The organism is Cellvibrio polysaccharolyticus, assembly GCF_015182315.1.
In the GTDB taxonomy this organism is placed as follows: domain Bacteria; phylum Pseudomonadota; class Gammaproteobacteria; order Pseudomonadales; family Cellvibrionaceae; genus Cellvibrio; species Cellvibrio polysaccharolyticus.
Map to the genome: position 1 here is coordinate 1,998,026 of NZ_PRDL01000001.1, position 25,505 is coordinate 2,023,530.

Here is a 25,505-nt window from a genome sequence, read left to right on the forward strand (position 1 = left end):
TTTCTGTTGCAACGCATTGTCTGCTGCTGTTTGGCTGATTACAATAGCGGCTTCGGTGCTCGCCAGGAGTGCCTTTTGTACCGTCGGATCAGCGCATGATTGTTCGCTCACAAAAGCCCACACTGTTTACCTTGTTATTTGCCATCCGCGGCACCATTGTTCCGGTTATCTGGAAAAAAGTTCTCTTTACTGTGCTGGTCAGTTCCTTTGTGGTCGCCACTCACGGCCAGCTGCTGGACTACAAAATTGCGCTCACGGCCACGCCGTTTACCTTATGGGGTTTGACCCTCGCAATCTTCCTTGCCTTTCGCAATACCACTGCTTATCAGCGCTTTTGGGAAGCACGTACCTTGTGGGGCGACTTGTTGATTGTTTGCCGCAATATCATTCGGCAAATGCTCACCTTTATGCCGGCGCTTGGCCGGGAGCAGCGCCTGGCGCTTGCCCAACAGTTGCTTGCTTTTGCCTACAGCCTGAAAGATCAACTGCGCGAAGCACCTATGTCTGCGGAATTGAAAACGCTTGCGGGTGATGAACCTGTGTGTACAGAAAAGCGGTTGCTGAATTTTTCCCGCGCCTTGCTTGGCACCGCAAAAGAGCAGCAGGTCAGTGATATTTTACGGTCACAATTGGATGAACAATGTTCACGCTTGTCAGCCGTGCAGGGCGGTTGCGAACGTATTAAATCTACCCCGGTTCCTTACTCCTACATTCTTATGCTGCACCGCACGGTGCATATCTATTGTTTTTTATTGCCATTTTGTCTTGTTGATAGCCTGGGTTGGTTCACGCCCTTTGCAGTGTGCATTCTCGCCTATACCTTTTTTGGCCTCGATGCGCTGGGCGATCAAATTACCGATCCATTTGATGTGGAAGCGAATGATTTACCCTTGAACGCACTGTGCCGCAGCATTGAAATTTCGGTTTTGGACATGCTCGACGAGCCAACCCCGCAACCGGTTAACGCCATCAATGATGTGTTGTTGTAGCCCGCTATTATTCGCTGCGGTGTGCACAAACTTTACATGGTGTATTTACATTCCTGAACATTCCTCACGTTAATTTGCATGCCATTCCTGCTACCATGAAATTGCCGTGGTTGTGTCCGTTTTTTTCGGGCCGCCTTATTAAATCAACAAAATAGAAATTGCCCTGATACCAGCCTGTCCGTTTATGGATAGGCCTGTTCACGTCAGGAGCAGATTGATCGGAGACGTTTATGTTGCAGGATAATCAACAATCTTACGGATTGGTTACGCGGGTTTTTCACTGGGGAATGGCGGTGCTGGTTTTTTGGCAGCTGCTGAAGTTCGGCGATGACATTGCAGACGGTGAGCATTGGGTGGCTAAAACACTGGTGCCTTACCACGGTTCTATCGGGTTGGTATTAATGGCGCTGGTTATTTTGCGCTTGTTATGGGTGTTTACCCAGCGCAATGTGCGTCGCCAACAAACCTCTGCCGGTATCATGGCGAAGCTGGGACACTATGCGCTTTACCTGTTGCTGGTGTTGGTGCCGCTGAGCGCAATCTGTTTAATGCTGGGGCGCGGTTTTGGTTTGAAAGCATTCGGTTATCAGCTGGTAGAGCGCGGTTCAACCAAAAGTGAATTATTAGCCGCTCTGGGCAGTTGGCATGCCACATTGGCAACCCTGCTGGCGATTATGATTCTCGGCCACATAGGTTTTGCCTTGTGGCATCACTTTGTAAAACGCGATGGCAGCATGAAAAAAGTCTGGTAAATTTCTTTGTCGGGTGGGTCAACCGGTTGTGCCGGTTTGACCAGCCTGAAAACCGTTCTTCACTCTCTGCCAATATCGGCAAATTTCCCTTCCGTCAGTTTGCACAAATCGTCCGGTGCCAATTCAATTTCAAGGCCGCGTTTGCCGGCACTGACAAACACCGTGTCAAAATATTGTGCGGATTCATCAACAAAGGTTCGCAGCGCTTTTTTTTGCCCCAATGGGCTAACGCCGCCCAATACATAACCGGTTACTTTTTCAACCAGTTGCTTGTCTGCCATGACAACTTTCTTCTCGCCAGCCGCTTTGGCTATTTTTTTCAAATCCAGAGTGCCGGAAACCGGCACCACACCGGTAATCAATTCCTTACTGTCAGTCATCACCACCAGGGTTTTAAAAACCTGCTCTGTGCTGACCCCGAGTTTTTGTGCAGCCTCTTCACCATAAGATTCTGCTGCCGGGTCGTGATGGTATTGATGAATGTGGTGTTCAACCTGGTGTTTTTGCGCGAGGAGAATTGCGGGAGTCATAATATCCGACGTGTCCAAAGCCAGTGCGAAGGGCTTTTATCATAAAACATCGCAGAAACAGACGCCAGTTTTCGCAGTAATCCGGGTGGCTCACCAGCGAGCCGCCCGGGTGAATAAACAACATTCCATCGCGCAAACGTCTCTTTTTAATCAGGCGTGATTGAAGTGACTCAAAAATGCCGGACAAATCACATCCTCGCTCATGCATTGATAATTTGTCGCCTCTGACTAATAAATAAGCATATTTTACTGGGGCTTTTCCAGGATTCTTGCTATACCTGAATTCTGATACTAAAAAACAACAAAATATCAGGTAAGTAAATAGCCGGTAATACACACAAACTGTCGTCAAAACAATGAAAACACGCGTGCAGTGTCATCGAGTCATTTATTTAGCAGAGTATTCAGGTCATGCAGAAAAGTGTTCCTCAGCCCACCGGGTATGCGTTCGTTGACGACTACCGGCGCGTCCGCGAATTGACTCTCAGCCTGACGGCGGGCTTCTCTGAAGAAGATATGATGTTGCAGTCCATGCCGGAAGCCAGTCCGGTGAAATGGCATCTCGCCCATACCACCTGGTTTTTTGAAAATTTTTTATTACAGCGATTTTTTACCGGCTATCGTTGTTTTTCAACTGCTTACAATTATTTATTCAATTCCTACTACGATGCGGTAGGTAAGCGAACGCCACGTCACCAGCGCGGGCTTTTATCCCGCCCGTCACTTTCCGAAGTATTGGCCTATCGTGATCATGTTGATAATGCCATGGTGCATTTGCTGGAAGATGCCGATACGCGCATCGCCCGATTAACCTGCGTTGGTTTGCACCATGAGATGCAGCACCAGGAATTGATTCTCACTGACCTCAAACACGCGCTCTTTCAAAACCCTTACGCGTTTACCAGCATTGCAACCACATCCTTACCACCTCAACCGCCGCTGAAGCCCGCAACCTTTATTGAGGTGGCGGGCGGCATCGCTCGGATTGGCAGCAGCGATAAAGAAAATTTTTCTTACGACTGCGAGCAGCCATCACACCGGGTATTGCTGAATGACTTCGCCATCGCAAGCGCACCGGTGAGCAACGGCGAGTGGTTGCAGTTTATGGACGATGGTGGCTACCAAAAGTCGGAACTTTGGCTTTCCGATGGTTGGTCGCATTGTGTGGCAGAACACTGGAGTGCGCCGCTTTACTGGCAAAAGCAGGAAGACCATTGGCAGCAAATGACCTTGCAGGGGTTTATTACGGTTGATCCGCAGGCACCGGTTTGCCATATCAGTTTTTATGAGGCTGACGCTTTCGCTCGCTGGGCCGGGCGCCGCCTCCCCACCGAATTTGAATGGGAGCGCGTTGCTGCGGCAGAACCGGTTGCCGGTAATTTTCTTGAAAATGGTCACTGGCATCCCGTCGCCGGGCATAACAAAAGAACATTTCGGCAAATTTATGGCGATGTATGGGAGTGGACCAATAGCAGCTTTTTACCCTATCCGGGGTTTAAAGCAGAGCAGGGCGCACTGGCCGAGTACAACGGTAAATTTATGATGAATCAGATGGTGTTGCGGGGCGGCTCCTGTGTGACACCGGTTCACCAGATGCGCGCCAGTTATCGAAATTTTTTCTATCCTCACCAGCGTTGGCAATTCAGCGGTTTGCGGTTGGCCGGATAACAGACAGGGTTGTCTGTGGCTAACAGGCAACGAAATAGCACAGCATATGGACTTATCAGAGGCGAATGTTATGTTGAACTACTCTTCTGCAGTAACCGCTGTTGTACCTTCGGTTGCGGTACCCGATAACCTGTTTTTGCAAGATGTTTTACAAGGCCTTGGCGAACCCCAAAAGCGGCTCTCGCCCAAGTATTTTTACGATGCCGAAGGCTCCCATCTTTTTAATCAAATCTGTGAGCTTGAAGAGTATTATCCTTACCGTACCGAGCTTGCCATGTTGCCGGGTGTTGCCGCAGATTTGCGGGAATTTTTTGCCGGTCACCAGCAAAAAGGCCTCGGTGTTGTCGAGTTCGGGGCAGGGTCTTTACATAAAATACGCTTGTTGATTGACGGTATCCCTTTTTTAAATCGCTATATTCCGGTCGATATTTGCGGTGAACATTTACGCATGGCTTCGCAGGGTTTAAGCCGCCGCTATCCCCAGGTGAAAGTAACGCCCATTGAGGCAGATTTTACCGGTTACGTCACTTTGCCCGAGCGCAGTACCCGGCTGCTGGGGTTTTTTCCGGGGTCAACGATTGGTAATATGTTGCCGGATGAAGCCATCCATTTTATGCACCATATGCGCGACAGCATGGGTATGGGCAGCCATCTGCTTATTGGCGTGGACACCAAAAAAGACACACGCATTTTGCATTGGGCCTACAACGATCAGGCCGGTATTACCGCGCGGTTTAACAAAAATATCCTTAAACGTATCAACCGCGAACTCGACGGAAATTTTGATATTGGCTGCTTCAAACACGAAGCCTGGTATAACAAATCCCTCGGGCGTATTGAAATGCATTTGCGCAGCAAGGTGGCGCAAACCGTAACTGTGGCCGGGGAGCATTTTTTCTTCTGTGAAGATGAAACCATCCACACCGAAAATTCCTACAAATATCACCCGGAAGAGTTTGCCAGATTGGCGGCTATGTCTGGCTGGGGAACGGTAAAACGTTGGGCCGCAGCGGATGATATGTTTTCGATGTTTTTGCTAACGGCGCGTTAGTCACGCTGGTTGGTATACTTGAAAAACATTGACGAGATTACGGATCGTTTTTTGGTGGAAGAGTCAGTGCCATTCTGTAGGTTTGTCATCAAGCTGTTTGTTCCAAAAATGCATGAATACATCCTTGTAGCTCTGACGAGTCAACGGAAACCGCTCCTGCATTGCTCTAACTTCCGCCATCCATGGCGGGCGTCCCTGACTCGACAGTTTTGGAACAAACCGCTTGATGCCAAACTCGCATTGTGCCCGCCTGAAAGTTTCTCATCCAGGTGGTATTGAATAAACGTCCGGTTATTTGCTTTCTGACCAAATAGTCTTTCAGTTATCTAATGTTAACCGCATTCCCTGATTTGATAACATCTCGCTTGAGGTTGTTGCCATTGATGGTGAAAGAGTGTGTTTGCTGTTCACCAAGACCATGTACTGTCATAGTATAAGTGCCGTCACTCAACGGAATGCTGTAAGCGCCGCTGGAAAATACTTCATAGAAATTATTATTGATCTGGATGGAGGTGTTACTCAAACCTTCGCCAACATCATAAAAATTATTGCCATTTCTATCTTCGTAAACAACGCCGGTCAAAAACCGATTGGTGCCGGTGCGAGCAAAAACTTCCGTGAGCATGGAAGATAAAAATCTCCCGCCATTCTGATAAGCGTAATAGCCTTGCAGTTGGCCTACACCGACTTCACGAAAATTGTTACTGAGAATATTGCTGCGATGACCCGCTGACTTGAATAAACCCTCATGCTGTTCAAACGCATATTGAGTCAGGTTAATGGTGTTGCCAGAAGCCCCGGCCAATGCAATATTTTCCCCGGTAGCCCAGGAGCCGGTCAGGCTGTAACCGCTGTTGCGAATGCGATCGGTCACGCTGCTGTTATTAATGCCGGTGTGAGAAAAGACATTATTATCCAGTAGCCATTGCGAGTGATCCCGCGCCGCGCTTTGCAAACGGGTGTTGAGGGCCAGCGGTGGTTTTGCCTCTGCGGAAATCGGCGTGCCGGTTATACCCTCATTTAAATTGATACCATAGCGAGCAGCTTCTTGCAGCGGATTGGCTCTGGCCCGGTTAATCAATTCAATCACCAACACCTCCTGGGCGGTGGGGGCCAGTGCACTTTGTAACGCGGTGGGGATTGCAGAAACTTCGCTGCTCGGATTGCTCTCAACATTGGCGCGATTGGCGGTTACCACGAAGTACAACGGTTTGCCATTTTGTAGCCCGCTCAAGGTGTAAGGCGAGCTGACATTTTCTATCCGTCGGCCTTCATCAAAAGCGGCAATATTGGCCGGAATAATTCCGCTCTCTGCGGCAACATAGGCGTTATAGCTGGTAGCACCTTGCACGTTGTTCCATCGCAAGGTCACACTGCCTTGAGCCGCGGTGGCCGAAAGCCCGGCAGGCGCAGTGGTTGCAGCTGCCGAACTGCTATTGGATGAAGCTTGTGACCTTGACGAAGCCTGAGAAGATGGTGCCGCCGAAGACACCGCCAGGCTGGAAGAACTGTTGGAAGAAACCGATTGAAGGGACGATGACAGTGAAGAGGCCGGCGTTGATATAACTGATGAGGTGTTAATCGGGCTGCTGCTGGCGGGAGGCGATGAATTGTTGTCGCTGCTGCCACCACAGGCGGTAAGCAATAGCAGAAGAGGGGCGAGCGACAGGTATCTGGTCATGGGGATAATCCGCGAAAATAAAACAGATTTTACGCGTTATCATCGGTGCAATCTGTGAGAAAGGCCGGAAAAGCCATGCGTTTGCATCACATTTTGGGGGTATCCATCGCCGGCAAAAACTCCAGCAAACGCCGGATTCGCTCGTTGGAGAGCTGCCGATAATCGGGATAGGGCGACACAATGAGCGGCTGCCCGGGTAAAGAGGCAAACCAGCTGTCGTGCCATACCAGCCCGGGTATGGCCAGGCTGGTGGCGTAAGTTTTGCCAAAAATAATATGCCAGCAGTTGGCAGAAAAATCCGGCGGGCTGAAAAGTAATGTTGCGCCTTTTCCATTTTGAAAAAGCCATTCATCCCGATACGCCTGCCAGGAAACCGGAAGACCGCTGTGGCCATTTTGATGATGCCAGTCAAATACCAGTTTGGCGCAAACGTTGAATGCTTTTCGCCAATGGTTGCTGGTATTGGCCACAATGTGGGCAATTTCGCCGGGCGCGAGCGGTTGCAGATGGTTCAGGGCAGGGTAATGATCCAGCGGCGGACGGTTGGCGATATAAAAACGCAGCGGCGCATTAGCGCAACCCAATCCCTGAAGGGGTTGCGCCATTTGTGCTGAATGTTTTCCAGTAGAGGCCATTACTTTTTTGCCACGACCAGCGCTTATACCGCGATGGATTGCGGTGTGGTTTCCTTGTTTTTTTGCTCAACCAGCCAGGCTTCGAGAGAGGCAGGTGGTAGTGGCTTGGAAAACAGAAAGCCCTGCGCCGCGTGATAACCCTGTTTCTGCAAAATCGAATACTGGCCGTCTTTTTCAATGCCTTCTGCGATTACGGTCAGCTGTAAACTTTCACCGATACAGAGCGCGGCATAACTCAGTGCTTTGGAGGCTTCATCGTGTTCGATGTCATCGACAAAACTCTTGTCCAGCTTCAATTCGCTAACCGGTAATTTTCTTAAATAATTAAGGCTGGAATAACCCGAGCCAAAATCATCCATCGACAAGCGCGAACCGTTTTCATGAATTTCCAACAGCGTTTTCATGGTGGATGGATTGGTGTCCAGTAATACGTTTTCGGTAATCTCCAGCGTCAAATCTTTCGGTGACAATGAATTTTCTGCGAGCGTATTCATGATCATTTGTGGCAAATGCAAATTGTGGAAGTTGGTGGGTGACAGGTTCACCGACACCATAGGAACATTCAAGCCGCGCTTGCGCCAATCGCCCAGTTGTTTACAGGCTTCGTGCAGCGCCCAATGCCCCAGTTCGCCAATCAGTCCGCATTCCTCGGCAAGCGGAATAAAACGCGCCGGAGAAATTTCGCCAAACACCGGGTGATACCAGCGTGCCAGCGCTTCTACGCCATAAATCTGCTCGGTTTTCATATCAATTTGCGGCTGGTAATGCAGCATTAATTGATTGTGTGCCAGCGCTTCACGCAGGGCGGCTTCGAGCGCTAATCGCTCCTGGGCGACCACGTTCATTTCGTTACTGAAAAAGCTGAAACGCCCGCGCCCCTGGGTTTTTGCCTGGTACATGGCAATGTCGGCGCGGTGCAGCAGCGTTTCCATGTCGTGACCGTTGTCGGGAAACAGGCTGATGCCGATGCTGGCGGATGGCGTTATTTGGGTGCCATCAATATTGCACCCGTTGAATAAATCGGCTTGCAGGGTTTCAATAATGTCGGTGATCTGATTGGCGTCGCATTGCGGCAGCACCAGCACAAATTCATCACCGGAGAGGCGCCCGACAATATCCGAGCGACGGCGATTATTGGTGAGACGGGTCGAAACTGTTTTTAATAACTCATCGCCAGCGTTATGGCCAAGGGAATCATTAACCTGTTTGAAACGATCCAGATCAATAAATAATACCGCCAGTTTTTCCTTGTTGCGCATCGCGTTGGCAATGGCCTGGTCTGCTTTGGCGTGCAACAGGCTGCGGTTGGCCAGGCCGGTAAGGCTGTCGTAAAACGCCAGCTTGCGAATTTGCGCTTTCGATGCTTCCCGGTCCAATGCCAATGCACATAAATTAACGCTGAGCTCTATAAGGCGACGGTGAAACGGGTCGGGTTGCTGCTGGCGATTGCGATAATAAAAGGCAAAGGTGCCAACCACTTTACCGGTGGTGGTTTTGATGGGCACCGACCAGCAGGATTTTACATTTAACGGTTGCGCCAAATGCGCGTAATCGCGCCACAACGGATCCGTTGCAATATCTTCAACCCACACATCTTTGCCGGTAAAAGCTGCTGTGCCGCAAGAGCCTACCATCGGGCCAATTTCCAGCCCTTCCAGCGCATCGCAATAGGCTTTTGGCAAGCCCGGTGCTGCCAGGGGGCGCAAGCATTTGTTTTCATCAATGGCCAGGATGGAAGGAATAACTTCCGGTGCGATGCGTTCTACTTCGGTACAAATTTTTGCCATAATCTCGGAAAGCGGGGTTTCGTACACCATGGCTTCCAGCACTTTATGCTGTAGCACTTCGTGCATTTTCGGTTCGGTAATGTCTGTCATTACACAGCAGGCGTGGGTGAGGATTGCCTGCTCATCCATAATGGGATTGACATGAATCGCGCTCCACGAGCGCTCGCCGGTTTTACTTTGGGTCAGCTTTTCAAAATGCTGCGACTTTCCTGCAAGTAATGCCTGGTGCATTGCCGAGGTATCGGCGGGTGTTGCATCCGGCAGGAGTAATTGGTTCGATGGTTTGCCCAATACCTCCGCCGGGGTGTAACCAAAAATACGGGTAAAGGCAGCGTTGACGTAGATGATGTTCCAGTCAGCATCGGTAAGCAGCACCGCATTACCGGTTTCATCGGCAACCAGCGACAGCAGTTTGACCCGCTCATTTTGCTGGCTTTCTTTTTTCACCCGCTCGGTGATGTCGGATGAAAATTTAATAATTTTTACCAGTTGACCGTTGAGGTCATACACCGGGTTGTAGGTCGCTTCCAGCCAGATTCGCTCACCGGCTTTATTTTTGCGTTCGCACAAGCCGCTGTAAAACTGCCCCTGGCGTAATCGACTCCAGAGCGTTTTGTAGCTGATATGGGTCACGTCATCGGTAAAGCAAAAAAAGGTATGGCTCTTGCCGATGACTTCATTGCGGGTGTAACCGAAGCTGCGCAAAAAGTTGTCATTCACATCCAGCAGCGTACCTTCCAGTGAAAATTCGGCGATTTTCATGGAGCGATCCAGCGCTTGCAGTTTCATGTTCTGCTCGTTGGCAGCCACTTTGGTGGCGGTAATATCGCTGGCAAATTTGATGATCTTGATGCGCTGGCCGCTGGCATCAGTGATCGGCGTATAGGAAGCTTCAAGCCAGATAGGGTAGCCGTTGCTGTGCTTGCGACAGAACTGACCGGAAAGGGTGCTGACCTGGTTTTGGTTGCGCCAAAAATCGCGGTACTCGTCGGAGCTGGCGTGGTGCTCGTGGTGAAAGCGGGTGTAATGCCATCCCTGAATTTGCTCGAGCTGGTATCCGAAAATGCTCAGATAATTGTGGTTCGCGTGTATCAGGTTTCCTGCCGTGGAAAACTCTGCGATAGCCAGCGCCTGATCCAGCGCCTCGAGAATATGCGGAGCATTGTCATTCGGGATCGTCATGTACTTTTCCTTCAGGCTGGCCAACCTGATGTATGTTGAAAAAAGCGTCAACGCCAATATACCCAAAGTCGGCCTGAATAACGACGGGAATTTACCGGAATATGACCTTAAAGCCACAAAATGGCACGTATCAACGTTTTTTTGGCAGTTTTTAGGCTGGATATACTCAGCCCCTCAAGGTGCCGCATCTATCCGTAAACCTGTACCTGAAGACAAACTTCGGCGAAAAAAGGGCTGCAACCCCTAGCCGCTGTACTGATAAACTGTTGCCCATCGATTCTGGTTTGCTTTCATGAGGAATGGTTATGAAACCTGATACCGCTGTAGTGCTGGGTACACCTTTTTCTGTCACCGCCAAGCGGGTTTTATTGCTGGGTTCGGGTGAGTTGGGTAAGGAAGTCGCCATTGAACTCAAACGCCTTGGTTGCGAAGTGATCGCCGCCGATCGCTACGCCAATGCACCGGCAATGCAGGTGGCTGACCGCAGTGTTGTTATTTCGATGCTGGACGGCAATGCGTTAAGGGCATTGGTAGAGCGTGAAAAGCCCGCATTGATTGTGCCGGAAATTGAAGCCATCGCTACCGCCACGCTGCTGGAGCTGGAAGAAGAAGGCTATCGGGTTATTCCCAGCGCCCGAGCGGCGCATTTGACTATGAACCGGGAAGGCATCCGCCGTCTGGCGGCAGAGGAGCTGGGGTTGAATACCTCGCCGTATCGTTTTGCGGATGACAAAGCCGCTTACCTGGCAGCGATTGAGGAGATAGGTTTGCCCTGCGTGGTGAAGCCCATCATGTCGTCATCCGGCAAAGGGCAAAGCCTGGTGCGCTCCGGTGCCGATATTGATGCCGCCTGGCAATATGCCCAGGAGGGCGGCCGTGCCGGTGGCGGGCGCATTATCGTTGAAGGCTTTATTGACTTCGACTATGAAATTACCCTGCTGACGGTGTGCTCTGTGTCGGGAACCTTGTTTTGCGCCCCGATTGGCCATCGCCAGGAAAAAGGCGATTACCGCGAATCCTGGCAGCCGCAAGCGATGTCGCTGGTGGCCCTGGCCAGCGCTCAGGATTACGCCGCCAGAGTCACCGAAGCACTGGGTGGCTACGGTTTGTTCGGAGTGGAATTATTTGTGAAAGGCGATGAGGTGTGGTTCAGCGAAGTATCTCCACGCCCGCACGATACCGGTATGGTGACCTTGATTTCGCAAAACCTGTCGGAGTTTGCCCTGCATGCCCGCGCCATTCTCGGGTTGCCCATTCCGGCCATTCGTCAGCATGCGCCCTCCGCATCGGCAGTATTGCTGGTTGCCGGTGAATCATCTTCCATGAGTTTCGGCAATCTGGCAGAAGCCTTGAAAGAAGAAGACACCGACCTGCGCCTGTTCGGTAAACCCGAAGTGCACGGCGAGCGGCGCCTGGGTGTAGCACTGGCATCGGCAGACGATGTTACGGAAGCCAAACGTAAAGCGCTGGCGGTGATTGCAGCGATTAAAGTCAGTCTGTAAGCGAAACCCTGCACGGCGCGCTTTGTTGCGCCTGACAAAAAAGCCCTTGTCGATAACAATCGGCAAGGGCTTTTTATTGGTGTGCAGGAAAAATTATTGTGGATGACGAGCCAGTTTGTCGTTCAACCCGGGCGCGGAACGAACAAGGTCTGAAATCAGCGCATCCTGTCTGCCAGGCAAACTGACCGGTGACCCCACCGGGCCTTTTGAGGCGCGTGCTGCCGAGGCGACGGGCGGACAGTTTCTGAATACATCGTAATACAGGGCAGCATTCAGACGGCTTTCATCAAACGAACCCAATGACTCGCTAAAATCATCCGCTACCTTGCAACCTTTAATATGCGCCTGGCTGGGAAGAAAGATGCTATTGGTCGGGATAAATCCGTCACTGTAATCGCCAAAACCTTTGCTGTTTTCGCCGCGGAATTGCGTGGTGAAATAAGAGGTACCGCAGTTGTCAATCATGTAGGCGCCGTAGGGTTTTCCGCAGGTGGTATCGCCGATGAGTGTTACGCGCACCCCGGCACCGGCCAGCGCATTGATGATGGATTCGGAGGCAGAGCAGGTACCGGCACCGGTGATGATGGTGACTTCGGACAGATCCAGCGTTGGCAAGGCAATGCCCGGTTCTACGGAAAAGCCGAGCGTGGTCTTGTGAAAGCCCACCGGCACCAGCGCCTCACCGGTTACCGGGTTAATGGCGGTGTGTTTGTCATTAAAGATCATTTTTTCAAACACTTTCCCCTCGGAAAAAACGCCGGAAATCATGTAGGAAAGCTGACTGGCGATATCCAGATAACCACCGCCGTTGTAACGCACATCCAGAATCAACTTATCAATATTGCGCTCTTTCAGCCATTTGATGCTTTCCATCAACTCGTACTCGGCGTGAGCATGGTGGGTGTTGAACAACAGATAACCGTACAAGGTTCTGGAGCCTGCCACCTGGTGAAGCCGGGCTTCATGCACTGCATATAAATCATTGTCTGAAGCGGTGAGGGTGATGGTTTTCAGTTGGTTGTCCAGGGTTTCAAAACGGAAAACATGGCTGGCGTCGCGTTGCGACGGGTACAAGGCGGTCATCAACCGGGAAACTTCAGTAGAGCTCAGTGTCGCCAGCGCAATATCATCCACACGCTGCAGTTTCATACCGCGCGTTATGCCCGCATTAAAAGCCACCGAATAGGGCTCAACCAGCGCCACGACCATATCGCCCCGGTCGTTTTCCCAGCTGATACCGTAACCGTAAATAACGCCTTGTTCGGTGTTGGATTGCAGTACGTCAGTGGGTTGTGACCAGTGAAACTTGTCTTTTTCATTGCCGCCGGGTGTCAGTTCTGCGGTTTTCAACTGCTGAAAGTAGGTTTCTACATTGCTGTAGGCGGCGGGGTTAACGTCTTCAATTTCGTTGTACCACAAATAAAGGTCATGGCTGACCGCGCGCAGGAAGTTGTTCTCATCAATATAACTGCCCTGGCTATCCCGGTAGGCGTTACCGGTTACCGGGTTCACACCGGTGCGCGGTGCGGCACACTTGTCGGCGTAATGACTTTCGGAATGAAACACGCCTGCCTGCCATACCTGCGGATCTGCCGGTGTGCTTGAACTGCTGGAAAAGCTGCTTGCCGAGCTGAGGCTGGAGGAGCTGCTCGACACTACATTATTGGCACTTGAGCTGGATTGCGCTGTTGTCGCCGGGCGATCCGAACCGCTGTTGCCGCCGCCTCCACCGCCACAAGCGGTCAGGAAAGCAGCAATGACGAGCATGGATGCCGCCAGTCGAGAAGAGGAGAAGTGATTCATGAAAGATTCCTTGGCCAGTACAGCCATTGCACAATCCGGGTGAGTAAATTTTTGAAGGCAGAATTCGATAATAATTGCTTTTTCATGTCAAGAAAAACATAGGAATATTACCTGGATATGTCTATATCGAATTAATTGACGTGAATATTGCACCCCCGATTGGCCTGTTTAGAGATGTTTTATTCTGCTGAATATTTCGCAAAGTCTGTTGGTAAATAGCAACTATGCTTGTAGGGCGCGATTTGTGATTGATCATATCGTTTGATAGTCTAAAAAAACATTCATCCTGATTTTGGGGAAAAATATGTCCGCCAAACCCGGTAACAGCCGCTTTACGCCGGTTATTTCTCTTCCTGTTTTTGCTCCTGCGGTTATTGTTGCCATCCTGCTCGTTGTGGGAACTATCAGTGACCCGGAGTTGGCGGGTAGCCTGTTCGCTGACATGCTTGCCTTTGTAACATTGCAGTTCGGTTGGTTTTATATGCTCGCGGTGGCGAGTTTTTTAATGTTCCTGGTGGTGATTGCTTTTTCCCGCTGGGGCCATATCAAACTGGGGCCGGATCATTCTGACCCGCAGTACAGTTTTCCGGTTTGGTTCGCCATGTTGTTTGCTGCCGGTTACGGCATCGCGCTGTTATTTTTCGGTGTTGCTGAACCGGTGCTACATTACGCTTCACCGCCGGAAGGCGCGCCGCAAACGGTGGATGCCGCAAGTCAGGCGATGCAAATTGCATTTTTCCACTGGGGTTTTCATATCTGGGCAATTTACGGCATCGTTGGCCTGGTGCTCGCCTATTTTTCTTTTCGCCATGGTTTGCCGTTATCCATGCGCTCTGCACTCTATCCAATGATTGGTGATCGCATTTATGGCCCCATCGGTCACGTGATTGATGTTTTTGCCATTCTCGGCACCTTGTTCGGTGTTTCTACCACGCTGGGTTTATCGGTAACTCAAATCAATGCCGGTTTGAATTATCTCTGGCCGGAAATTCCCATGAGTGTGCAGGTGCAGGTTGGCGCTACGGTGGTGATCACCGCGATGACCGCGGCCTCGGTAGTGGCGGGGCTTGATAAGGGCATCAAGCGGTTGTCCATCCTGAATATGGTGTTGGCGATTTCGCTGATGGTGTTTATTTTTGTGGCTGGCCCGACCCGTTTTATTCTGGAAACCTTTCTGCAAAATACCGGCAGTTATCTGAGCAATATTGTTGAGCGCACCTTTAATCTTCAAGCCTACAGCCGGTCTGACTGGATAGGAAACTGGACGCTGTTTATCTTCGGCTGGACTATCGCCTGGGCGCCTTTTGTCGGGTTGTTTATTGCGCGAATCAGCCGTGGCAGAACCATTCGGCAATTTGTACTCGGCGTAATGCTGGTGCCTACTATTTTTACTTTTATGTGGTTTTCTATTTTTGGCGATACTGCACTGCATCTGATTATGATGGAAGGCTACACCACGCTGATCACCGATGTGCAGGATAACCATGCCATCGCGCTGTTCAAACTCTATGAACATTTCCCTTTTACCCGCGTAGTTTCCATTGCCACGGTATTTCTGATCATGGTGTTTTTTGTTACCTCGGCAGATTCGGGTGCATTGGTGGCAGATGCCCTGGCGTCGGGCGGTGCAACCGTTACGCCGGCATGGCAGCGTTTTTTCTGGGCGGCACTGCTCGGTGTTGTGGCATCAACCCTGTTAATCGCCGGTGGTTTGCAAGCGCTGCAAGCAATGACCATCGTCAGCGCCTTGCCCTTCGCGGTTATTATGATGATCGGTATGGTGGGGTTGTGGCGGGCTTTGGTGATTGAAGGTTACCGTGAAGACAGTTTGCAGTCGTCTTCGCAGCCGACCCGAAAATTTGGCCAGGGGCCGGGTGCATGGCAGCGTCGTTTAACCGGGCTGATTACTTACCCGTCATTGGTGCAGGTAGAAAACTTTATTAAAGGTGCCTGTTACGATGCGCTGGTGCAAGTACGACAGGAGCTGGTGAAAAAACAGTGGCCTGCCGATGTAGTCCTTGAAACCGACCCGGTGTTGCGCACCTATATCACCATTGCTGACGAAGAGAGTCTGGATTTTATGTATGAAGTCCGGTTGGTGGGTTATCCGCGTCCCGATTTCATTCCCGGAACCGATGCCAGCGAAGGTAGCGAGTACTTCCGTGCAGAAGTGTTTTTACGCAGGGGCGGGCAGTCTTACGATATCTACGGGTTTGATCGGCAGGAATTGATTAATGATGTGCTGGATCAACTGGAAAAATATTTCCATTTCCGCCATTTATCGCCGGAGAGTTTGCCGTGGAATGTTGCCGCTCACGATGAAATGTTGCATCCGGTTGTGGATGCCGATGAAAAGCCTGACCCGGCCGCCGAGGGTGACGATAAAAAATAAGTGCTGAAACTCCCCTTCGCAATAGCGGGTTTGTCGCTGAGTGCGCAAACCCGCTATTGCTATTGAGCAATGACTGACCGCTCAATCCATCCCGGTTATTATTTCTCTTTGTGAACTGCTTACAAGCTCGCACAGATGACGCTTGTTGCTGTTAAGAGTATTCTTTGCGCTTGCCGTTGGTGGGATTGCTGGCGCGCGAGGGCTATTTAACAGAGTGTCAGGAAGCAGTTTATTTATGCGCGCTACGGGTATTTTTATCGTGATAAGCGGATTAATTTCCGGCTATCTGCTGTCATGGGTGTTGCCCAACGAATGGAGTTGGGAGAATAATTGGCTGGAAAATATACAGCTATTGATTCTGTTATCAGGATTTTTATTTTCAATTTACCGCTATGGCGGCGAGCTGAATAATCGCGTCGCCCGTTTGTGGCTGGTTGCCATTCCTTTATGGTTTATTTTATTCAGCAGGGAATTGAGTTGGGGCGCGGTATTCTTTGAGCCGCTGTTTTTTGACTCAATAACCGGGCCGACTTTCTCTTCTTCCGAGCAGGTTCCCTGGAAGCCGCTGGTGTCACCGGTGTTGGCCGTTTTGTTATTGTTTTCACTCATCCTGTTTATAAAGGGAAACCTGTATCAGCTGCTTGCCGAACAATGGCGTCAGGGTGACTTTCCGCTGATCGAAATGTTGCTGTGTCTCACCGGTGTTTTTTTAGCCAATGAAGCAGAAGGCCACGGTCTGTTTGGTTTCGCCAATCTGGGGCGAGGGGAGCTGCAACTGATGGAGGAGTGGTCAGAGGTGTGGGCTTATGCCGCACTGTTACTGGCTCAATGGCATTTCTTCAAAAAACTTGAAGCCGCAGCTTGATGCGGCTTCGCCTGGCCAATCATCAAATGGCAATGTCGTGGTAAAGCGGAACCAGCGATAACTGCGACATCTGCTCCATATAGGATTTAACGCCCTGGGGTATTTTTACGCCGCGGGTAATACTGAGTGAGCGCAGGGCGGCAAACAGATGAAAATCGTCTTCCGATAATTCACCGTTGCAGGCCGATGGGCTTTTGATCAGTTTGTCCAGTTCCAGCAGATATTGTTCGGTAATGCGAATTAACGCCTCGCTGCTCTCCATTAATAGCTGGAAGTTGCCGAACATGGCTTCCTTGTTCTCGGTGAAATAGCGGCGCGCTTCGCGGGTAGAAAACTCGGCCAGGTCGGCCTGGGCAAAGCGCGGTACTGCCAGACCGTAAATCGCCTCCCCGGTTTTTTCCAGCCATTGGGTAATCGCCGGGTTGCGCTCGCCGGTTAATAGCTTTGGCGTTTTCGATTGGTCGATGAAATGAATAATGTCGAGGCTCTCGGGCAGATAGTTGCCGGGCTCGATTTCCAGAATCGGTGTCATTTTTTTGCCGATCATACTCACCGGCGTTGCTTCATCATCGTTAAGTACAAATTCTACCGTGACAGGGACTTTTTTCAGGCCAAAGATCATGCGAGCCTTTACGCAAAAAGGGCAGTGATCGTATACGTACAGCTTCATGGTCTCTCCTGAATCAAAAATCCTATGTTAACCCGCGGGCAGGGAGCTGTCATGGTGCCTTTCGACGCTTTTCGGCGGCGTCATCCTGCCCGGTGCTGAGCAACGATTATTTTTCATTTGTGTTACGAAAAGAAATCTTTGCTGCGGTTCAAACGTTTTTTTGTTACCATTCTTCCTCTTTTTTCGCGACCGAGCGGGTCGTGATGTTGCACTCCCCCGGAAAACACTGAATGAACTCCCCTGATTTGACTCACCTGGATTCTGTTGAAGCCGGGTCGCTTCCTGTTTCCAACACCTTACCTTTACTGGCTCTGGGCGTTGGCAGTTTTGCCATTGGCACCGGCGAGTTTGTCATTATGGGCCTGCTGCCCGACGTGGCGACCGATCTGAATATCACGATTCCCCAGGCGGGCCATACCATCAGTGCTTATGCACTGGGCGTGGTTATCGGTGCACCCTTGCTGGCGGTGCTGGGCGCTCGCTGGCCGCGTCGCGCCATGTTAATGGCATTGATGGCGTTATTCGGGCTGGCAAACTTCGCCAGCGCCATTGCCCCTGATTACATCACCATGTTGTTTATGCGTTTATTGAGCGGCTTTCCGCACGGTACTTTTTTTGGTATCGCAGCATTGGTAGCGGCTTCGCTGGTGCCTCGTAACAAACGCGCCCAGGCGGTGGCTCTGGCCATGCTGGGGCTGTCGCTGGCAACCCTGTTTGGTGTGCCGCTGGCTACCGGCCTTGGCCAATGGCTTGGCTGGCGCTCTGCGTTTGTATTGGTAGGGCTGGTCGCCATGCTTTCAGTATTACTGATCTGGCGCTGGGTGCCGAACTCCCGCCCGGATCAATCGATCAGCCCGCTGGCGGAGCTGGGCGCTTTGAAAAACAAACAGGTGTGGTTGACGCTGGGCATTGGTGCTATCGGTTTTGGCGGTATGTTTGCGGTGTTCAGTTACATCAAGCCGACCATGATGTCGGTTTCCGGTTTAACAGAAAGCGGTGTACCGCTGGTGCTGGCATTGTTCGGTGCGGGGATGGTGGCGGGTAATTTACTCGGCGCCCGGCTGGCTGATAAATCGCTGATGAACACGATTGGCGGCAGTTTGTTGTGGTCTGCGCTGGTGTTGCTGATGTTCGTTTTCACCGCCTCCAATCTTTATCTGGCCAGTTTCAACGTGTTTCTTATTGGTACGGTGGTCGCTATTGGCCCGGCTTTGCAAATCCGGTTGATGGACGTTGCCGGTGATGCACAAACCCTGGCCGCCGCGTTAAACCATTCCGCCTTTAACTTCGCCAATGCGGCAGGTGCACTGCTGGGCGGCATGGCGATTGATGCCGGTTATGGTTGGACTTCTACTGCATGGGTGGGTGTTGCTTTGTCACTGGCCGGTTTGCTGATTTTCTTCTGGGCCAAAGCCGATGCCGAGCGCGACGAAGAATCCGGTTCCCCGGAGTGCTGTCAGGGTGCTTGAGAATTTTATCCCATAAAAAACTGCCAATTGGTGGGCTTCGTGTTTTCTGCGGGGTTTGAGTTATAACGTGAGTGCCACTCTGTCCGTTTGTCGTCAGGAGGCTTGTTCCAAAAACGCATGAATACGTCCATGTAGCTCCGACGAGTCATCCCTGACTCGACGGTTTTGAAACAAGCCTCCTGACGCCAAACTCGCAGGGTGCCGAAGTGAAATTAGTAATCAATAAAAAACCCGCCAATCGGCGGGTTTTTATTGTTCGATAAATTTTATGCTGCTGATAAAGTGACTGGTCAGAAACTCTCTATTCAGAAAGTCTCTGTTCAGAAACTGATTATCGATAAAGTGACTATTTATAAAGTGACTATCGATAAAGGGATTTCAGCGATTCCGGTGTGCGTTTTTGCTGGCGCTTTTCTTTCTTGCAGGCATAAATCTGCTGTATCAATAACCCGCTGTCCCACTCACTGTTCCCGCCTGGGCTGTAAAGTACCTGATCCAGTTTCAGCAACTGTGCTTTCAGTTCCTGATTATCTGTTTGCGCGGCAATGGCCGATAAACTGTGCAAATCATCGCGCTCCCAATGTAACTGCGCCCAGTGTAATACCGCTTTTTTCAAGGCTTGCAAGTCACCCTCGGCACTGGCGCGTTTCAGGTCTGCCCAGGCAGCATTGCCGGATGCTTGCGCCGATAGTAGCGGTGCCACAGCATGACGGTTTCTGCCACGCCACCACAAACCGGCAAAAAGCAGCGTGGTGAAGCTGGCCAGCATTGCCCAGGCCAATAGCCACACCGGTGATTGCTGCCATCCACCGCGAGCCGCTTCAGGCTCTGCCGTTGGCGGATGAGGAATAAATTCCAGCGTATCTTCTACCAGGCTGCCACTTGAAGAACTTTGTAAGGCGATATCGTGTTCAACCACGACTTTCTTTTCCGGCAGGGTAGCCTTGCGCACCGAATTGCTGGTGGTGTCCCACCATTCAACTTCGACCGCAGGCAGTGTAAATGCGCCGCCCCGATTAGGAACAATCGCCAGGGTTTCAACCCGCTTGCCGACAACACCTTTGGTGGTATTTTGATCTTCGTTTTGCGCCTGGTCCGGGTAAAACGTCAAACTATCAACCGATGGCTGAATAATCGGCGCAATTTGTCCGGCGGTTAAACCTTCAGCATTGATGGTAATGCTGCGCGTAACAGGTTCACCGATTTTCAGTTGTTCGGTGCTGGCACTCCAGTGCTCGGACAGGGTGACATTGGCGGCGGGTAACCAGGGTTTACCGGCAAAAGATGACGGGATTGTTTTAATCGTCAGGTTTTGTTCTTCGGTGCGCAAACGCAATAAATTACTGCTGCGGTTACTGCGCATTTGTCCCCACATATCCCGTTGGGCGCTACCGGCGGTGACGTTGTAATGCAGCGAAGGAATCACCAGCGCGCCACTGGTTTGCGGAAAGATAGCGTAGCGGGTTTCCACCACCGCATGGGCGCGACCATTGAGGTTGGTCTGGTATTGTTTTTCATCCAGCGACGTTACCACCGCATCGGTCAGCGCCAGCGGTTGCAATTCGATATTGCTTAGCGGCACCGCCGTAAACAAACGGATGGTAACGATGATTTGTTCCTGCACATAAGCGGTATCTTTATCCGTTTCTATTTCCACAAATACCGATTGTCCGGTGCTTTGTGCGGACTGGTTTTGCGCCTCAACCCTGATGGTGATGGGCTGGCTGCTGATATCGTCGAGGGTCAGGGCAGGGATGGTGAATTGCCCGCTGCGCTTCGGTGCCAGGGCAATGTGCCAGTCTGTGTAGGAAGCCATGCGGCCGTTGATAATTTGCATCTGATTGCTTTGCTGGGTATTCACAATTTCAAAATCTTCCAGCAACGGTTCCAGGTCCGGGCCGGAACGGCTCTGGCCTGAATAGCGCAGCGACAGGGTAAAAGTTTCCTGAATGCTCAACGTATCGCGGTCTACGCTGGCCGTTAATGTGTCGGCCTGGCTATTGGCAGACACCAGCAGCAGGGCGGTTAGCAGTGACAACAATGTCAGTGGTTTTTGCCAGAACATCTTAAACATACACAATGACTCGTGTTATCCATGTGTGAAAGTAAATGGGTTTACCAGCGCTCTTCATCTGCTGAGCCGGGCACCTGCCAGTTGTTGCGCAAACGTTGCTGTTGCTGCTGGTGATACTGGTAGCGAAATTTATTACGCAATAAGCCGCTCGGATCATCCGGTACCCGGCGCAACCATTGTTCCAGCGCCTGCTTTTGCTCATCGGTTAAATCGCTTTCTTCACCGGCAGCAGCTTCCATTTCGCGGTTCTCTGCATCGGCTTCTGCTTCACCTTCTTCAGGCTGGGCGGGTTGTTCCTCTTCTTCGCTATTGGCGCTGCTGCTTTGTTGCTGGTCAGCTTCGGCATTATCGCTTTGCTCATCCTGCGTATCATGGTTGGCATCAGACGATTGTTGGTCGTTGTTGCTGTCCTGATTTTGTTCGCTGTCTTGTTGATCCTGCTGTTGATCATCCTGGGACTGATCATCGGAATTGCCGTCAGAGGAGGAGTTTTCGTTTTCTCCATCCTGTTGCTGATCATCGTTTTGATCCTGGTTTTGCTGGTCCTGATCCTGGTTTTGTTGCTGATCAAGCAACTGTTGCACCAGCTCTCGGTTGGCGGCGGCCTCGGGAAATTCCGGCTGGCGTTTCAGCGCTTCATCGTAAGCCTTGATACTTTCATCCAGCTTGCCGGCTTTTGCCAGGGCATTGCCGCGATTAAAGTGAGCGCTGGCAGTATCGCTACCGGCAAAACCTTCAGCGGCGGCTTCATATTGTCCGGCGCGATATTGCGCACTGGCTCGCCAGTCCGGGTTGGCAAAGGTTTCGGCAGCGGTTTCTGCATCGCCCTGTTGCAGTTCCTGCTGGGCCTGCTGGTCTTTGGTTTGCCATAAATCACTCCAGCCAAACGCCTGGCTCTCCGGCACATAGAGCAGTGAGGCTGGCACGCATAAAATGGCCAGCACCACCCCGCGGCGGAAGCAGTAGAGCACCAGCGGCAGCAATAAAAACACCAACCAGTAACCCCGCTCGTACCAGCCATCAAATTCCGCATCCAGCGCCGAGTGTTCGTCGCTGGCATTGGGGTTATTGTTGAGTACACGGTTGATATCGCGGTTATCGCTGGTCAGCACACTGAATTGACCATTGTTTTGCGACGCCAGGCGAGACAGTTCAGAAGTATCCAGGCGCGTAGTGACAATATTGTTCTGGTTGTCGCGCACAAAACTGCCGCGACCACTGGGAATAGGGGCTGGCGATTCACCGCCCACACCCAGCACTGACAGGCTGTAGCTGGTAGCTTGCAGTTGCTGGCGAATGGTGTCGAAGGCCGAGCTGGCCACGCCATCGGTAATCAGCAGCAGATGTCCCTGAGCATTGCCACTATCTCTCAACAGCTGAATAGCGGTTTCAATAGCCGATTCCGTGTTGCTGCCGGGCAGCGGCATCACATCCGGTTGCAGTGCGCCGAGCAAGCTGTTGATCGTGGCCGTGTCATCAGTCAGCGGTGTAACCACGTGCGCATCACCGGCGTAGACGACCAATGCGGTAAGCCCATCGCGGCGCTCACGCAAAATATCCGCGATTTTCAAGCGGGCGCGAATCAGTCGCGATGGTTTGATATCTTCGGTCATCATGGAGGGCGACAAGTCCATCACCAGCACCAGTGCGTCATCATTTTTTTGCACCGGCAGCGGGCGTTGTTCCCATACCGGCCCGGCCAGTGCCAGCACCGCCAGCGTCCAGGCCGCCAGCAGCACAGCGAGATGCCAGCGGCGAATGCTGCCGGATTCGCCATCAACCAGAAAGGGCAATAATTCCGGCGCAATTAACTGGTTCCACTGCCGCGCCTGATGTTTCTGTTTCCAGAGCCAGATCACCAGCAATAACACCGGCACCAGCGCCAATAACCATAAGGGGCGTAGAAACTGAAAATTGCCGGCCAGGGCGGCCATCAGGTCATTCATCGTGCGGCCTCCCCGTTGTTGGCGGTATCACGACCTTGCCAGGCGTGGGCCAACGCAAATAACAGGCTGAGAATTAACGCCACTGACAGCGGCCAGAAGAAGAGTGCACGCACCGGGCGGAAAGTCCGGCTGTCCTGTTCTACCGGCTCAAGACGATCCAGCTCTTTATGAATGGCATCCAGCTCTTCGAGGTTGCGGGCGCGGAAATATTGCCCGCCGGTTGCGCTGGCAACTGCTCGCATGGTGTCTTCATCCAGATCTTCAGACGGGTTGATGCGGCGATTGCCAAAAATACCCGGCACCACCATTTCGTCGGCACCGAAGCCGATGGTGTAGATTTTAATGTTTTCGTGTTTGGCCAGGTCGGCAGCGCGTTGCGGGGTCAGTTCGCCAGAGGTGCTGGCACCATCCGTTAACAACACCAGCACACGGCTATTATCCGGGCGGCTGCGCAGACGTTTTACGGCGAGACCGATCGCATCGCCAATGGCGGTTTGTTCACCGGCAAAACCGATTTGCGCCTCTTGCAGTAAAACCCCCACGGTGTGGCGGTCATAGGTGAGCGGTGCCTGCAAATACGCCTGGCTACCAAACAGGATCAAACCCAACCGATCGCTTCGGCGGCCTTCGACGAAATTGCCGACCACCAGTTTGATGGCGGTGAGGCGATTAATAGCGCGCCCCTGTAGCTGCATATCTTCAATTTGCATACTGCCGGAAATGTCTACTGCCAACAGCAAATCACGACCGCTGCCCTGAATGCTGACCGGCTCCCCCAGCCACTGCGGATTGGCGGCGGCGAGTAATGCGCTCAGCCAAATAGTCCATAAGGCGAGATAGCGCAGCGGGCGAATACGGGTTTTGCGGCCTTCTTCCTCCTGCAGTGCCATGGCTTGCTGAAAGAAAGGCACGCGCAGCGCAACTTCTTCCTGCTTTTTCGGGCGAACCCAATACATCAGCAGGGGCAGCGGAGCCAGCCATAGCAACCAGCTAAATTGAAACTCAAGCATGTTCGCCCCCTGACTTTTTCAGGGTTTTACCCGGTAGCGATTGCCATTGATTGCGGTGCTTGCGAATCCAGGTTTCGGCGAGATTGCGCAGTTCGTTGAAGTCGATAGCAGGGGTTTTTTGGTAAGGGCCGGTTAACAGGGCTTTGCCGCTGCCGTTAAAAAATCCGCCGCCGGTTTCCGGGCAGTAATGATCCAGCCAGGCAAGCCAGGCTTCACCTTTGATATCAACCGGAAATTGTGTGGGGTGGGCGGTGAGAGCGGTGCGGCGTAACAGCACACTATAGGCTTGCAGCAGTTTTGCCGGCTCGGCGGCCAGTGCATCCAGCGCGAAGAGTTCGGCCAGTGCTTGCTGGCGATAGTGGTTGCGCAGGGTTTTGCGGCGGCGATAAAAAATAGCGGTGGCTAGCAATGCCAGCAGTAATATCAACAGCGCCCACCAGCCGGGCGCCAATGGCCACCAGCCTATCGCGTCCGGTAGCAAAATATCGTGCAGTTGAGCCAATGGATCGGCAGGAGCTTGCATGCAAATCAGTTCCGGTGATGTTTCTTTTTGGGCGCCAGCGCGGAATAACTTTCCCGCAGCAGCCCCTGAATATCGTCTGCGGTGGAGTAAGACAGCATGGGCACTTGCAACCGCTTGCAGCGCTTCACCAGCTCGGCAAGACGCTGTTCATAATTGGCTTGCCACGCTTGCTGGAATGCCCGGTCGTTGGCGGGCAATACACAGCGCTGCTGGCCATTACTGATGGTCAGTGCAACGTTGCTGCTCAGCTGGCGTTCCAGCGGATCAAATACGTGCATCAGGGTGACTTCAGTGTGGCGCGACAACTCGAAAAGTTGCTGTTCGCAGGCATCGTCAAAATCGTGAAAATCGCTACAAATAAACAGCGCGCTGCCAGGTTTGGCAATGCGCCGCAAATCGGTAAGTATCTCCGCCAGCGACAGGGTTGACGCGCTTGCCACCGGTGTTGTCAGCTGTCGATTGAAGCTGATCAAATGCTGTAAAAGCTCCAGCACCGCATGTTTGCTGCGGCGCGGGCGAATGTCGTGTTGCGCTGTGTCGCCAAACACCAGCCCGCCAACCCGATCCGAATTGTGCAGTGCGGCCCAGGCCAGCGTGGTGGCAATACTGGCGGCCGTTACCGATTTGAAACACAGGCGGCTGCCGAAAAACATGGTGGCGCGTTGGTCGGCAATGATTAACAGCGGGCGTTCACGTTCTTCGTGAAAAACTTTGGTGTGCGGCACCTGGGTGCGAGCGGTCACCCGCCAGTCGATGGTGCGGATATCATCACCCGGCTGGTAGAGCCGCACTTCTTCAAAATCAATGCCGCGTCCGCGCATACGGGTGCGCTCGCCGCCGGTAAGCAGGCTGCGCGCCGGGCGCCTTGCCGAGAGCTTCAAATCCTGCGCTGCAAAACGCAGGCGCAATAAATCGGCGAGCTCGCAGTAAGCGCCGCGCAGGTTGAGATTGTGCAACGGGTTATTGGCAATCATGC

At 52.0% G+C, this 25,505-nt stretch carries 20 protein-coding genes; 9 read left to right on the forward strand and 11 right to left on the reverse strand.

The features are described from left to right. Window positions 1-95 precede the first annotated feature (95 nt). Both C4F51_RS08530 and C4F51_RS08535 read left to right on the forward strand, forming a co-directional pair. On the forward strand, window positions 96-989 hold the full coding sequence (locus C4F51_RS08530; RefSeq protein WP_193908951.1) for a bestrophin family protein: 894 nt from the start codon (window positions 96-98) through the stop codon (window positions 987-989). A 230-nt stretch (window positions 990-1,219) separates the two neighbouring features. Then, entirely contained in the window at window positions 1,220-1,741 is a 522-nt protein-coding gene (locus tag C4F51_RS08535; RefSeq protein ID WP_202987656.1) for a cytochrome b, read from the forward strand. Window positions 1,742-1,800: 59 nt separating this feature from the next. On the opposite strand, the gene ybaK is transcribed toward C4F51_RS08535, so the two are convergent. Then, window positions 1,801-2,271, reverse strand: a complete 471-nt coding sequence (gene ybaK / locus C4F51_RS08540) for a Cys-tRNA(Pro) deacylase (protein ID WP_193908960.1) — start codon at window positions 2,269-2,271, stop codon at window positions 1,801-1,803. Between the two features lie 411 nt (window positions 2,272-2,682). Here ybaK and egtB point away from each other — a divergent pair, with 411 nt between their 5' ends. Both egtB and egtD read left to right on the forward strand, forming a co-directional pair. Continuing rightward, window positions 2,683-3,939, forward strand: coding sequence for an ergothioneine biosynthesis protein EgtB (egtB, locus tag C4F51_RS08545; protein ID WP_193908962.1), 1,257 nt, complete (start codon window positions 2,683-2,685; stop codon window positions 3,937-3,939). Window positions 3,940-4,009: 70 nt separating this feature from the next. Next, complete coding sequence (egtD, locus tag C4F51_RS08550; protein WP_193908964.1) at window positions 4,010-4,990, forward strand: L-histidine N(alpha)-methyltransferase; 981 nt, start codon at window positions 4,010-4,012, stop codon at window positions 4,988-4,990. 322 nt (window positions 4,991-5,312) lie between these two features. Here the strand turns inward: egtD and C4F51_RS08555 are convergent, their stop codons facing one another. The 3 genes from C4F51_RS08555 to C4F51_RS08565 form a co-directional block, all read right to left on the reverse strand. Continuing rightward, entirely contained in the window at window positions 5,313-6,671 is a 1,359-nt protein-coding gene (locus C4F51_RS08555; RefSeq protein WP_193908966.1) for a CAP domain-containing protein, read from the reverse strand. Between the two features lie 86 nt (window positions 6,672-6,757). After that, a complete protein-coding gene (locus tag C4F51_RS08560; protein WP_193908968.1) occupies window positions 6,758-7,276 on the reverse strand; it encodes a DUF6942 family protein in 519 nt (172 codons plus the stop codon). Between the two features lie 53 nt (window positions 7,277-7,329). After that, window positions 7,330-10,275, reverse strand: a complete 2,946-nt coding sequence (locus C4F51_RS08565; RefSeq protein ID WP_193908970.1) for an EAL domain-containing protein — start codon at window positions 10,273-10,275, stop codon at window positions 7,330-7,332. On the opposite strand from C4F51_RS08565, the gene C4F51_RS08570 reads away from it, so the two are divergent. Beyond that, window positions 10,274-10,522 carry a hypothetical protein gene (locus C4F51_RS08570; protein WP_193908972.1) on the forward strand — a complete coding sequence of 83 codons (249 nt, stop codon included), beginning with the start codon at window positions 10,274-10,276 and terminating at the stop codon, window positions 10,520-10,522. The genes C4F51_RS08565 and C4F51_RS08570 overlap by 2 nt on opposite strands. A gap of 58 nt (window positions 10,523-10,580) precedes the next feature. Next, window positions 10,581-11,777, forward strand: coding sequence for a formate-dependent phosphoribosylglycinamide formyltransferase (gene purT, locus C4F51_RS08575; RefSeq protein WP_193908974.1), 1,197 nt, complete (start codon window positions 10,581-10,583; stop codon window positions 11,775-11,777). Between the two features lie 93 nt (window positions 11,778-11,870). On the opposite strand, the gene C4F51_RS08580 is transcribed toward purT, so the two are convergent. Further along, window positions 11,871-13,580, reverse strand: a complete 1,710-nt coding sequence (locus C4F51_RS08580; RefSeq protein ID WP_193908976.1) for a S41 family peptidase — start codon at window positions 13,578-13,580, stop codon at window positions 11,871-11,873. A gap of 304 nt (window positions 13,581-13,884) precedes the next feature. Between C4F51_RS08580 and C4F51_RS08585 the strand changes: the two genes are divergently transcribed. Both C4F51_RS08585 and C4F51_RS08590 read left to right on the forward strand, forming a co-directional pair. Beyond that, window positions 13,885-15,972 carry a BCCT family transporter gene (locus C4F51_RS08585; RefSeq protein ID WP_193908978.1) on the forward strand — a complete coding sequence of 696 codons (2,088 nt, stop codon included), beginning with the start codon at window positions 13,885-13,887 and terminating at the stop codon, window positions 15,970-15,972. A 235-nt stretch (window positions 15,973-16,207) separates the two neighbouring features. Further along, entirely contained in the window at window positions 16,208-16,837 is a 630-nt protein-coding gene (locus C4F51_RS08590; RefSeq protein ID WP_193908980.1) for a hypothetical protein, read from the forward strand. 22 nt (window positions 16,838-16,859) lie between these two features. On the opposite strand, the gene grxB is transcribed toward C4F51_RS08590, so the two are convergent. Beyond that, complete coding sequence (gene grxB, locus C4F51_RS08595) at window positions 16,860-17,507, reverse strand: glutaredoxin 2 (protein ID WP_193908982.1); 648 nt, start codon at window positions 17,505-17,507, stop codon at window positions 16,860-16,862. A 230-nt stretch (window positions 17,508-17,737) separates the two neighbouring features. Here grxB and C4F51_RS08600 point away from each other — a divergent pair, with 230 nt between their 5' ends. After that, the gene (locus C4F51_RS08600; protein ID WP_193908984.1) at window positions 17,738-18,976 is read left to right on the forward strand and encodes an MFS transporter; all 1,239 of its coding nucleotides are present in this window, start codon (window positions 17,738-17,740) and stop codon (window positions 18,974-18,976) included. 361 nt (window positions 18,977-19,337) lie between these two features. Here C4F51_RS08600 and C4F51_RS08605 read toward each other — a convergent pair whose 3' ends face one another. From C4F51_RS08605 to C4F51_RS08625, 5 genes are read right to left on the reverse strand one after another with little or no spacing between them, the layout of a single operon-like run. Further along, complete coding sequence (locus C4F51_RS08605) at window positions 19,338-21,050, reverse strand: BatD family protein (RefSeq protein ID WP_193908986.1); 1,713 nt, start codon at window positions 21,048-21,050, stop codon at window positions 19,338-19,340. 41 nt (window positions 21,051-21,091) lie between these two features. Beyond that, a complete protein-coding gene (locus C4F51_RS08610) occupies window positions 21,092-22,996 on the reverse strand; it encodes a vWA domain-containing protein (protein ID WP_235992305.1) in 1,905 nt (634 codons plus the stop codon). Further along, window positions 22,993-24,006 (reverse strand): vWA domain-containing protein, encoded by a 1,014-nt coding sequence (locus C4F51_RS08615; protein WP_193908988.1) that lies wholly within the window; start codon window positions 24,004-24,006, stop codon window positions 22,993-22,995. Before C4F51_RS08615 ends, C4F51_RS08610 begins: the two co-directional genes overlap by 4 nt. Beyond that, window positions 23,999-24,529, reverse strand: coding sequence for a DUF4381 domain-containing protein (locus C4F51_RS08620; protein WP_193908990.1), 531 nt, complete (start codon window positions 24,527-24,529; stop codon window positions 23,999-24,001). Before C4F51_RS08620 ends, C4F51_RS08615 begins: the two co-directional genes overlap by 8 nt. Window positions 24,530-24,534: 5 nt before the next feature. Continuing rightward, complete coding sequence (locus C4F51_RS08625) at window positions 24,535-25,503, reverse strand: DUF58 domain-containing protein (RefSeq protein WP_193908992.1); 969 nt, start codon at window positions 25,501-25,503, stop codon at window positions 24,535-24,537. Window positions 25,504-25,505: the final 2 nt, after the last annotated feature.

Bases quoted from the DNA above. Each gene is read 5' to 3' on its own strand.
- C4F51_RS08530 (WP_193908951.1), top strand. From the start codon at position 96: ATGATTGTTCGCTCACAAAAGCCCACACTGTTTACCTTGTTATTTGCC.
- egtD (WP_193908964.1), top strand. From the start codon at position 4,010: ATGTTGAACTACTCTTCTGCAGTAACCGCTGTTGTACCTTCGGTTGCG.
- C4F51_RS08580 (WP_193908976.1), bottom strand. From the start codon at position 13,580: ATGAATCACTTCTCCTCTTCTCGACTGGCGGCATCCATGCTCGTCATT.
- C4F51_RS08590 (WP_193908980.1), top strand. From the start codon at position 16,208: ATGCGCGCTACGGGTATTTTTATCGTGATAAGCGGATTAATTTCCGGC.
- C4F51_RS08555 (WP_193908966.1), bottom strand. From the start codon at position 6,671: ATGACCAGATACCTGTCGCTCGCCCCTCTTCTGCTATTGCTTACCGCC.
- ybaK (WP_193908960.1), bottom strand. From the start codon at position 2,271: ATGACTCCCGCAATTCTCCTCGCGCAAAAACACCAGGTTGAACACCAC.
- C4F51_RS08600 (WP_193908984.1), top strand. From the start codon at position 17,738: ATGAACTCCCCTGATTTGACTCACCTGGATTCTGTTGAAGCCGGGTCG.
- egtB (WP_193908962.1), top strand. From the start codon at position 2,683: ATGCAGAAAAGTGTTCCTCAGCCCACCGGGTATGCGTTCGTTGACGAC.
- grxB (WP_193908982.1), bottom strand. From the start codon at position 17,507: ATGAAGCTGTACGTATACGATCACTGCCCTTTTTGCGTAAAGGCTCGC.
- C4F51_RS08560 (WP_193908968.1), bottom strand. From the start codon at position 7,276: ATGGCGCAACCCCTTCAGGGATTGGGTTGCGCTAATGCGCCGCTGCGT.
- C4F51_RS08610 (WP_235992305.1), bottom strand. From the start codon at position 22,996: ATGAATGACCTGATGGCCGCCCTGGCCGGCAATTTTCAGTTTCTACGC.
- C4F51_RS08535 (WP_202987656.1), top strand. From the start codon at position 1,220: ATGTTGCAGGATAATCAACAATCTTACGGATTGGTTACGCGGGTTTTT.
- purT (WP_193908974.1), top strand. From the start codon at position 10,581: ATGAAACCTGATACCGCTGTAGTGCTGGGTACACCTTTTTCTGTCACC.
- C4F51_RS08620 (WP_193908990.1), bottom strand. From the start codon at position 24,529: ATGCAAGCTCCTGCCGATCCATTGGCTCAACTGCACGATATTTTGCTA.
- C4F51_RS08585 (WP_193908978.1), top strand. From the start codon at position 13,885: ATGTCCGCCAAACCCGGTAACAGCCGCTTTACGCCGGTTATTTCTCTT.
- C4F51_RS08625 (WP_193908992.1), bottom strand. From the start codon at position 25,503: ATGATTGCCAATAACCCGTTGCACAATCTCAACCTGCGCGGCGCTTAC.
- C4F51_RS08570 (WP_193908972.1), top strand. From the start codon at position 10,274: ATGTACTTTTCCTTCAGGCTGGCCAACCTGATGTATGTTGAAAAAAGC.
- C4F51_RS08605 (WP_193908986.1), bottom strand. From the start codon at position 21,050: ATGTTTAAGATGTTCTGGCAAAAACCACTGACATTGTTGTCACTGCTA.
- C4F51_RS08615 (WP_193908988.1), bottom strand. From the start codon at position 24,006: ATGCTTGAGTTTCAATTTAGCTGGTTGCTATGGCTGGCTCCGCTGCCC.
- C4F51_RS08565 (WP_193908970.1), bottom strand. From the start codon at position 10,275: ATGACGATCCCGAATGACAATGCTCCGCATATTCTCGAGGCGCTGGAT.